Source organism: Halorubrum tibetense, from assembly GCF_042661865.1.
In the GTDB taxonomy this organism is placed as follows: Archaea; Halobacteriota; Halobacteria; order Halobacteriales; family Haloferacaceae; genus Halorubrum; species Halorubrum tibetense.
The window spans coordinates 1-9464 of sequence record NZ_JBHSWW010000076.1 but is presented as its reverse complement, the minus strand read 5'-3'; the positions used below and the strand labels follow the sequence as shown (position 1 = coordinate 9464).

9 protein-coding genes and 2 pseudogenes are annotated in these 9464 nt (G+C 66.1%); 5 read left to right on the top strand and 6 right to left on the bottom strand.

What is annotated here, in order from left to right; translation table 11 throughout:
- Together ACFQEU_RS07185 and ACFQEU_RS07180 are read left to right on the top strand one after the other, a co-directional pair.
- Nucleotides 1–925, top strand: a pseudogene (locus tag ACFQEU_RS07185) (DNA topoisomerase VI subunit B); the annotation flags it as partial.
- Complete coding sequence (locus tag ACFQEU_RS07180) at nucleotides 926–2011, top strand: DNA topoisomerase IV subunit A (RefSeq protein WP_379780703.1); 1086 nt, start codon at nucleotides 926–928, stop codon at nucleotides 2009–2011.
- A 115-nt stretch (nucleotides 2012–2126) separates the two neighbouring features.
- On the opposite strand, the pseudogene ACFQEU_RS07175 reads toward ACFQEU_RS07180, so the two are convergent.
- Nucleotides 2127–2360, bottom strand: a pseudogene (locus ACFQEU_RS07175) (CDGSH iron-sulfur domain-containing protein); the annotation flags it as partial.
- 92 nt (nucleotides 2361–2452) lie between these two features.
- On the opposite strand from ACFQEU_RS07175, the gene msrB reads away from it, so the two are divergent.
- The gene (msrB, locus tag ACFQEU_RS07170) at nucleotides 2453–2863 is read left to right on the top strand and encodes a peptide-methionine (R)-S-oxide reductase MsrB (protein ID WP_379780701.1); all 411 of its coding nucleotides are present in this window, start codon (nucleotides 2453–2455) and stop codon (nucleotides 2861–2863) included.
- Nucleotides 2864–2902: 39 nt separating this feature from the next.
- Here msrB and ACFQEU_RS07165 read toward each other — a convergent pair whose 3' ends face one another.
- The 5 genes from ACFQEU_RS07165 to ACFQEU_RS07145 all read right to left on the bottom strand — a co-directional run bounded on the left by ACFQEU_RS07165 (nucleotide 2903) and on the right by ACFQEU_RS07145 (nucleotide 7443).
- Nucleotides 2903–3607: a sensor histidine kinase gene (locus ACFQEU_RS07165; protein WP_379780699.1), complete on the bottom strand. Its 705-nt coding sequence runs from the start codon at nucleotides 3605–3607 to the stop codon at nucleotides 2903–2905.
- Nucleotides 3608–3661: 54 nt separating this feature from the next.
- A complete protein-coding gene (locus tag ACFQEU_RS07160; RefSeq protein WP_379780697.1) occupies nucleotides 3662–4816 on the bottom strand; it encodes an acyl-CoA dehydrogenase family protein in 1155 nt (384 codons plus the stop codon).
- Nucleotides 4817–4944: 128 nt separating this feature from the next.
- Nucleotides 4945–5652: a GIDE domain-containing protein gene (locus ACFQEU_RS07155; RefSeq protein ID WP_379780695.1), complete on the bottom strand. Its 708-nt coding sequence runs from the start codon at nucleotides 5650–5652 to the stop codon at nucleotides 4945–4947.
- Nucleotides 5653–5815: 163 nt separating this feature from the next.
- Nucleotides 5816–6958 (bottom strand): pyridoxal phosphate-dependent aminotransferase, encoded by a 1143-nt coding sequence (locus ACFQEU_RS07150; RefSeq protein ID WP_379780692.1) that lies wholly within the window; start codon nucleotides 6956–6958, stop codon nucleotides 5816–5818.
- Nucleotides 6955–7443 carry an Lrp/AsnC family transcriptional regulator gene (locus tag ACFQEU_RS07145; protein ID WP_379780690.1) on the bottom strand — a complete coding sequence of 163 codons (489 nt, stop codon included), beginning with the start codon at nucleotides 7441–7443 and terminating at the stop codon, nucleotides 6955–6957. Before ACFQEU_RS07145 ends, ACFQEU_RS07150 begins: the two co-directional genes overlap by 4 nt.
- Before the next feature lie 219 nt (nucleotides 7444–7662).
- Between ACFQEU_RS07145 and ACFQEU_RS07140 the strand changes: the two genes are divergently transcribed.
- A complete protein-coding gene (locus tag ACFQEU_RS07140; protein WP_379780688.1) occupies nucleotides 7663–8457 on the top strand; it encodes an SDR family oxidoreductase in 795 nt (264 codons plus the stop codon).
- Nucleotides 8458–8521: 64 nt separating this feature from the next.
- On the top strand, nucleotides 8522–9464 hold a 943-nt coding region (locus ACFQEU_RS07135), incomplete at its 3' end, for an MFS transporter (RefSeq protein ID WP_379780686.1).

The window sequence follows — 9464 nt, the reverse complement described above, 5'->3', positions numbered from 1 at the left end:
CGACCTCCTCGAGGCGATGCGGCACACGGACATCCTCGCGCCGCCGACCGACTGTCTCGCCCCGATCACGGCCGAGCTCGTGGAGGCCGGGCTCCGGAAGGAGTACGACGCCGACTTCTATGCGGCGGCGACGCGGGACGCCGAGGTCCACGGCGGCGACCCGTTCATCGTCGAGGCCGGGATCGCCTACGGCGGCGAGATCCCGGCGGAGGGGAGCGTCGAGCTCCTCCGGTTCGCGAACCGCGTCCCGCTGGTGTACCAGCGCGGCGCGTGCGCGACGACCGACGTGATCCGGGGTATCGGCTGGCGGAACTACGGGCTCGACCAGCCCGGCGGGTCGGGGATGCCGAACGGCCCGGCGGTGATCTCGATCCACGTCGCCTCCACGAACGTCCCGTTCACGAGCGAGTCGAAGGACGCCATCGCGAACGTCCCGGCGATAGAGGACGAGATCGAGCTCGCTGTTCGGGAGGCGGCCCGCGAGCTCAAATCGTACCTCAACAAGCGCCGCTCGATGCAGCAGCGCCGCGAGAAACAGGACGTCCTCGGCCGGATCCTCCCGGAGATGGCCGACAAGGTGTCGGAGGTCACGGAGCGGCCACGACCCGACATCGACGCCGCGTTGGCGCGGATCATGAACAACGTGAGCGTCGAGCGCGAGGTGGACGGAGAGACGGTGACGCTCGTCGTCGAGAACCACTCGGACGTCGCCGAAACCGTTGAGATCACGGATATCCTGACGGTCGAACCGACCGACCTCTCGGAGGGGACGGTCGTCGACATGGACGGCGAGTGGTTCGTCCAGTGGAACCCGGAAATCCCGTCGGGCGACGAACGGGAACTGACGTACTGCGCGGCCGACGACGCGGAGTTCGAGATCAGCGTCGGCGGCGTCGAAACGGAGAAACTCACGGTGAACGCCTAAATGACGACCGACAGCGACGCACGAGACGAGCTCATCGAGTTGGCCGCCGACTTCTACGACCAGTTTGCGGCGGGATCGATCCCGGAGATGCAGCTGCCAACCCGGACGAAAAGCAACATCGAATACGACGAGGAGAGCGGGGTCTGGACGTACGGCGACCGGACCTCGACCCGGAGCGCGAACTCCGTGCGCGGGGCTCGAAAACTGTTGAAAGCCGCGTACACGATCGAGTTCCTCGCGAACCAGCTCGACGACGACCGGTCGTCGACGCTGCGGGAGCTGTACTACCTCTCCGAGTCGTGGAACAACGACGAGGCGCAGTTCAACAGCCAGGACGAGTCGAACGACCTCGTCGAGGACTTGGAGGTCGTGACGGGCGTCACCCGCGAGGACTTCCACATGCGCCCGGAGGAGTCGGGGGCGACCCTGATGGGCCCGCTGGAGATCCGCGAGCAGACCCGCCGCGGCGAACGCGAGATCCACTGTCAAGAGGACGTCGGGGAGGGTGGCTACCAGATCCCGAACAACCCGGACATGATCGAGTTCCTCGATCACGACATCGACTTCGCGCTCGCCGTCGAGACCGGCGGGATGCGCGACCGGCTCGTGGAGAACGGGTTCGACGAGGCGTACGACTGCCTCGTTATCCACCTCAAGGGTCAGCCCGCCCGAGCGACCCGTCGGATCACGAAACGGATCCACGACGAGCTCGACGTCCCGATCGTCGTGTTCGCCGACGGCGACCCGTGGTCCTACCGGATCTACGGCTCCGTCGCGTACGGTTCGATCAAGTCCGCACACCTCTCGAAGTACCTCGCCACGCCGCAAGCGAAGTACGTCGGGATCCAGCCGGAGGACATCGTCGAGTACGACCTCCCCTCGGACCCGCTTTCCGACTCCGACATCAACGCCCTGGAGTCCGAGCTTGAGGACCCACGGTTCCAGACCGACTACTGGGAAGAGCAGATCGAACTGCAGCTCGATATCGGAAAGAAGTCCGAACAGCAGTCGCTCGCGAGCCGCGGGCTGGATTTCGTCACCGACACGTACCTCCCGGAGCGGCTCGACGCGATGGGCGTGATCTGATCGCCCAGCTCGCTCGACCGGCCAGCTCGCTCAACCGGACCGATCACTCAGTCTTCCCGGCGGACCGCTTCGTCGAATCGGTCGAATCGGTCGAATCAGTCGTGCCGGCCGATCCCTCCTCGGCGTAGACGATGTCGGCGATCACGCGACGGTCGCCGTCCGCGTCGTCGTCGGCGTATTCGTAGACGGCGCCGTCCGACTCGTCCGCGGTCGCGTTGTGCGACCCGTCACAGAGCGGCTTCGAATCCGAGAGCCCACACTCACAGACGTAGATCCTTCCGTCGTCGCCCATGTCGGACTCGTCGAGCACCGCCGGGCCGCGCTCCTCGTGTGTCACGGTTCGCGCCATGTGTATTCGATCCGACCCCGACGGCATACCGTTTGGGGACGGCCGACGGCCGCCGCCGCAACCCCCTTGCCCGTGCGGTGCCTATCGGGCGTATGAGCGAGTCGAGCGACCCTGACCCGGCGGCGTTGACCGACGAGGAGTGGCGGGAACGCCTCACGGACGAGGAGTACCGGATCCTCCGCGAGAGCGGCACCGAAGCCCGGTTCTCGGGCGAGTACGTCGACCACCTCCCCGATGACGGCGAGTACCGCTGTGCCGGCTGTGGGACCGTGTTGTTCGACGCCGAAACGAAGTACGAGTCCGGCTGCGGCTGGCCGGCGTTTTACGCCGCCGAGGAGGAGTCGGTGACGACGACGCTCGACACCAGCCACGGGATGCGCCGTACCGAAGTCCGATGTGCGAGCTGTGACTCCCATCTCGGCCACGTGTTCGACGACGGGCCGGAGCCGACCGGCAAGCGGTTCTGTATCAACTCGGTGGCGATGGAGTTCGACGAGCAGTGAACCGTCGGCTGCCCGCTGCGAGCCGAAAACGAGGGGTCCCTATCCCTCCGCGAGCGGGAGCCTGACCGCGAACACTGCCCCCTCGGGCTCGTTACCCTGAACCCACACGTCGCCGCCGTACGTCTCGACGAGCGATCGGACGAGGTACAGCCCGATCCCGGCGCCCGGGCTGTCGAGCCCTTTCTCACCTTTTCCGAATATCTCGTCGCGGTGCTCCGCCGGAACGCCGGGTCCGTTGTCGGCGATCCGCACCTCGGCGACGTCGGCTTCCTCGTCGACCGCCGCCGAGACGTCGACTTTCGGCGGCGTCTTGTCGTTGTGTTGGACCGCGTTCCGCAGGAGGTTCCGAAACACCGAGCCCAGCATGTCGTCGGCGACCACCGTCGCTTCGGGGAAGGCACCCTCGACGGTGAACACCGCCTCGGCGTACGCCGAGCGCACCTCCTCGACTTGCTGTGAGAGTACCCGATCGAGGGCGATACCGCTCTGTTGGGCGTCCTCACGAAGCATCACCTCTGCCAGGTCGCGAACCGTCGTCGTGAGCGCGACGGCGCTCTCCGTGCTCTCTCTGATCACTTCGAGATACGCCTCGCCGTCCTCGTCGACGTGATCCTCCAACAACGACGCGTACGCGCCGACGAGCTGGAGGTCGTTGCGGATGTCGTGGCGCATTACCTGGTTCAACAGCTCGAGGTCGTCGCGCTGCTGCTTGAGTCGACGTTCGGGGTCCATCTCGTCCGCCATATTCCGCGTTCGCTGTCACAACGTATGGAGATAGCGATTCCCGACGCGGACCGCTCAGAACCCCTCGTCGAGCAGTTCGCGGGCGATGATGTTCTTCTGGATCTCCGAGGTACCCTCGTAGATCTGGGTGATCTTCGCATCGCGGTAGAACCGCTCGACGTCGTGGTCGTTGACGAACCCTGCCCCACCGTGGACTTGAACGGCCTCGTTCGCGACATCGACGGCGACGCGCGAGGCGAACTCCTTGGCCATCGACGCCAGCGCCGTCAGGCTCTCCGACTCGTTGTCCACGGCCCACGCGGACCGATAGGTGAGCCACCGCGCGGCCTCGGTGTCGGTGTGCATCTCCGCGAGCTTGTGTTTGATCGCCTGGAAATCCGAGATCGACCGGCCGAACTGCTCGCGCTCCTCGGCGTACTCGAGCGCGCGTTCGGCCGCCCCCCGAGCGATCCCGACGCCCTGGGCGGCGACCGCCGTCCGGGTCTCGTCGAAGAACTCCATCAGCTGGAGAAAGCCCATTCCGCGCTGGCCGATCAGGTTCTCCTCGGGGACCCGTACGTCGTCGAAGACGAGCTCTGCGGTGTCGCTCGCGCGGATACCGAGTTTCCCCGTGATCTTCTCGCGAGTGAGCCCGTCGCGGTCGGCCTCGACCAAGATCTGTGAGAAACCGGTGTAGCGGTCGTCGATCTCCGGATCGGTCTCACAGACGACGACGAAGTAGTCCGCGACGGTGCCGTTGGTGATCCACATCTTCGAGCCGTTGATCACCCACTCGTCCCCGTCCTTTTCGGCACTGGTCGCCACCGACGTCACGTCCGACCCCGCCTGTGGCTCCGAGATCGCCGACGCCATGATCGCGTCGCCGGCGGTGACTTCGGGCAGTATCTCCGCTTTCTGTTCTTCGGTACCGAACCCCATGAGCGCCTCCGCGCCGAACCCGGCACTGGAGACACAGAGCCCGATCCCGGGGTCCGCCGCGAACAGCTCCTCGGTCAGGATCGCGTTCTCCAACGCGGAGTAGCCGACACCGCCGTACTCCACTGGGACGTGCGGCGCGAGCAACCCCATCCCGGCGGCTTTCTCCATGACCTCGTGTGGGTACGACTCGTCGACGTCGTGTTCGGTCGCGACCGGTCGGATCTCCTCGTCGGCGAACCGCCTGACCTCCTCGCGAAGGTGACGCTGCTCGTCGGATAGCTGGAACTCCATGTACCCACGTCGTTCCGTATCTATCATAGTCGTTCGTAAATGATCGGGAATTCGACGCGCGTTTATATACTAGGTGGTCGCCTCGGGGTCCGAATCGGTCGCGTCCACCGATCGGTGATACTTGCCGCCTACGCTACCGTGTCTAAAAGCATGAACCCGGCCATGCCAGCGATGAGCGTACCAAAGACGATACTCGCGGCGGATCGGCCGAACATTCGAACGACCGTTTCGAGCTCGCTTCCGTCCGTGACCCGGAACGTCGGAGCTGCATCGCCGTCGCCGATGTACTCGGTCGCGTCGTCAAGCTCGGGGCGCGTCTCCGTGACCGACCGCTTTTGGCCGATCACGTGTACCTCGTCGCCGGGGTCGATCCGGTTCTCCGAGTACTTGATGTCCCCGCTCCGGTTGCTGTACTCACCGTCCATTCCGAGCGTCGCCGCCTCCGGATCGACCGCGATCGAACCCGTGTCGTCGACGACGTTGAACGGGACCGAACCGCTCGGCGAGGAGATGGTGTTCCAGTTCGTCTCCCACTCGCCGTCATCGTTCTTTTCCCGCTCCTTGCGCTGCTTCTTCGCCGAGTACGCGAGACACGTTCGGCCGGAGTACGGCGCGCTCGCGGTTTCGACGAGCGTTTCGGCGGTGCCCTCGATCTCGATAGTGCCGTCCGTGAGGTGAGACTCCTCGATGGGGATCGGATCGCTCCGCCATACCGATATCCCCTGCCGAAACCCGTTTAGTCCCCAAACGATCAGGTATCCACCGATCGCTATACCCCCGAGTGTGAGCGCTCCTATCCCGATTCCGACCGCAAGAACCGCCGTCCCTCCGAACATGTCGTATCACTACCTCCACCGTATAATATCAATTATTTAAAATTACTGTTTGGTAACACACGACACGGACTGAACGAAAGCGGACTGACAGACCCCGGCGTACCCGAAGCGACTGGGTTTCGGCAACCGGATCGGAACCGCGCAGCTGGGCGGTCGGAGCCGCTCAGCGACGGTCGGCGACGAAGTCGGCGATCCGAGAGGTCGCCTCCTTCAGCTCGCGCATGGAGGTCGCATACGACACGCGGAGATGTCCTTTACCCCCCTCGCCGAACACCGACCCGGGAACGACGGCCACGCCCTCGGCTTCCAACAGCGCCTCGGCGAACGCCTCGTCGTCGCCGCCGCAGTTCGGGAACGCGTAGAAGGCACCGCCCGGCTCGAACGTGTCGAGCCCCATCTCGTTGAACCGCGAAACCACGAGGCGGCGGCGTCGGTTGTACTCCCCGACCATCTCACTGACCTCGTCGTCACAGCTCCGGAGCGCCTCCAACGCGGCGTGTTGGGCCGTCGTGGGCGCGGAGAGCATCGTGTACTGGTGGATCCGGTTCATCGCGTCGATGGCGTCGGCGGGGCCGAGCGCGTAGCCGAGCCGGAGTCCCGTCATCGCGTACGCCTTCGAGAACCCGTTGACGACGACCGTCCGCTCGCGCATGCCCGGTTGGGTCGCGATCGACGCGTGGTCGCCGGTGTAGGTGAGCGCCGCGTAGATCTCGTCGGCGACGACACGGAGGTCGTTCTCCCGACAGAACGCGGCGACCTCGGCCAGCTGCGAGTCGCTCATCACCGCGCCCGTCGGATTGTTCGGGTAGCAAAGGACGAGGAGGTCCGCGGACGCCGCGCCGGCGGCCTCCAGTCGCTCGCGAGTGAGCGCGAAGTCGTCGGCGGCGCGTGTCGGTACTGACAGCGGCTCGCCGCCGGCCAGTTCGACGCCGGGCGCGTAGGAGATGTACGTCGGCTCGTGAATCGCGACGGTGTCGCCGGGGTCGGCGAGCGCGCGAAACGCGAGGTCAACGGCCTCGCTCGCGCCAGTCGTGACGAGCACCTCCTCGGACGGGCCGTACGACTGGTCGTACCGCTCGTGGTGGGCGGCGACCGCCTCGCGGAGCTCGGCAGTCCCGCGGTTGGCGGTGTAAGAGGTCTTTCCCCGGTCGAGTGCGTCGATCGCGGCGGTGCGAGCGGCCCACGGCGCGGAGAAATCGGGCTCGCCGACCCCCAGCGAGATGACGTCGTCGCGGGCCTCTGCCAGCTCGAAGAACTTCCGGATCCCGGACTCGGGGAGCTCCCGAGCGCGACCGGCGGTCCTCATGGGGAGACGGAGAGTCGGTCGTCGTCGTCCCCATCGGCGAAACGGACCCCACCGTCCTTGTACGTCTCCATGATGTAGTGGGTGACCGTCTGGGTGACCTCCGGCATCGGCGCGACCTGCTCGGAGATGAATCGGGAGACGTCCTGCATCGTCCCGCCGAGTACCTCGACCGCGAAGTCGTAGTCGCCGGAGACGAGGTGTAACGCGTCGACTGCAGGGAACTTCGCGATCCGGTCCGCGACCTCCTCGTACCCGGTCTCGCGGTCGAGCTCGACGTTGATCTCGACGACTGCGCGGATCTTGCCCTCGTCGACGCGGTCCCAGTCGACCACGGCCTGGTAGCCGTGTACGACGTGGTTCGCTTCGAGCGCTGCGATGGCGTCCGCTACCGCGTCGGCATCGAGGCCCGTCTGGGCCGCGATGTCGTCGATGTCCTCGCGGGCGTTCCGCGCCAACACGTCGAGTACCTCGCGCTCGGCGTCCATACCGTGACCACTCGCGGCGAGGGTTTCAATATGGCGACGCGCGCAAGCGTTCCGACCGCCGAGGGTTCCGTGTGGGTCCGAACTGACACCGTGGGAACCGCCTCCGAGAGGACCCAAAAGCGGTCTCGTGACTCCAACTGACCGGACTCGGTGGCTCGGCGGCCCATCATCGCGGTTTCGACACCCGTATTTATCTCCCCCGTCACCGACGGTCCATCCATGCCGACACGTGACGAGACTGCCGGACCGGAGTCCGAAGCCGGATCGACCCGACCCGCGACGCCACGGCTGTCCGGGGAGACGGCGCTCTTGACCGGCGCGAGCGCGGGGATCGGTGCGGCGACGGCTCGCGCGCTGGCCGCCGAGAGTGCGGATCTCGTTCTGGTCGCTCGGCGTCGCGAAGCGTTAGACCGCCTCGCCGACGACCTCAAAACGAGCTACGAGGTCGGAGTCGAAGTGATCGACGGCGACGTCCGCGAGCGGGCGACGTCGACGGCGGCGATCGAGGCGGCTATCGACCGGTTCGGCGGCCTCGATGTCGTGGTCGCTAACGCGGGGATCGGGCGCGGAAGCGACGTGGCGACGATGACCGACGAGGAGTACTTCGCGATGCAGGAGACGAACGTCGACGGAACGTTTTTCCTCACCCGTGAGGCGATTCCACACCTCCGAACGAGCGACGGCACGCTGGTCGTCGTCGGCAGTTTCGCCGGGAAATACCCCCGATCGTCGAACCCCGTGTACGCCGCGACGAAGTGGTGGGTTCGCGGGTTCGCGCACAGCGTCGCCGCACAGGTCGGCGACGATGGCGTTGCCGTCTCCGTAATAAACCCTTCAGAGGTCAGAACCGAGTTCGGTAGCGAGGGCGGCGAGGCGTTCGCGGAGCGATTCGAACCGGGCAGCGTGACGGAACCCGAAGAGGTCGCCGAAGCGATCGTGTTCGCGGCGACGCGCCCTCGGACGGCGGCCCAAGAGATCGACCTGTATCGTCGTGACAAGTTCGACGTGTTGTGACCTCCCTCACCGAGAGGACGTTTCGAACCGAAATCCCTTTTAAACCAGTGGGTCGCCTACGTGTGTGAGCAACGCCGACAGCCGATCCCAGTTCTGGGCGCTCTATCTCACCCGGTTCGCCGAAGGGTTCGGTTTCATCACACTCATCACGCTGCTGGGGCCGTACATAAACACTCTCGACCCGCAGGCGACGACGGTGCTCGGCGTCACCGTCTCCGCCGGGTTCATCATCGGGATGTACACGACGGGGTTCACGCTGGCACAGACCGCGGCGGTGGTCCCGCTCGCATGGGCCGGCGACCGCTTCGACAAGCGGACCGTCCTCCTCGTCGTCCTGGGCGTCGGCGCGGGCGTGTACGCGCTGTTCCCGCTCGTCGACTCCTCGGCGTCGTTCATCGCGATCCGCGCGCTCCAAGGGGTGGTCGTCACCGGGGCGGGGCTGATGACGCTCTCGCTCGTCGGACAGATCGCCGACGTCGGGACCCGAGCAGACAAGATCGGCAAGGCGAACGCGGCGTCCTTCGCCGCCTCGATCGTGGGGTCGCTCTCGGCTGGAGCCGTGTACGACGCGTTCGGGTTCGGTCCGATCTTCACCGTCATCTCGCTTCTGATGATTCTCGCGTGGATCGTCACGTGGGCCGTCCTCGACGACGACGACACCCGCGTCGAGGGGTTCCCGTTCTCGGATCTCGCGGTCAACCGGAAGATCCTCACGATCTCCACGTTCCGCGTTCAGTACGCCTTCGCCGTGACGATGGTCCGGACGTGGATCCCGATCTACGCCGGGACGTCGATGGCGTCCGGCGGGCTGGGTGTCGCCGGGATCGCCATCGCGATCACGGTCACCGCGGAGAAGGCGACGAACATGGTCGGGCAGCTGTTCACCGGCCGGCTCTCGGACGGATACGGCCGCTCGCTGTTCGTCTTCGCCGGCGGCGGTGCCTACGGGGTGATCGCGGTCCTGATCCCGCTCGCGCCCGCCGCCGGAGTCGCGCTCGGGGCCGACG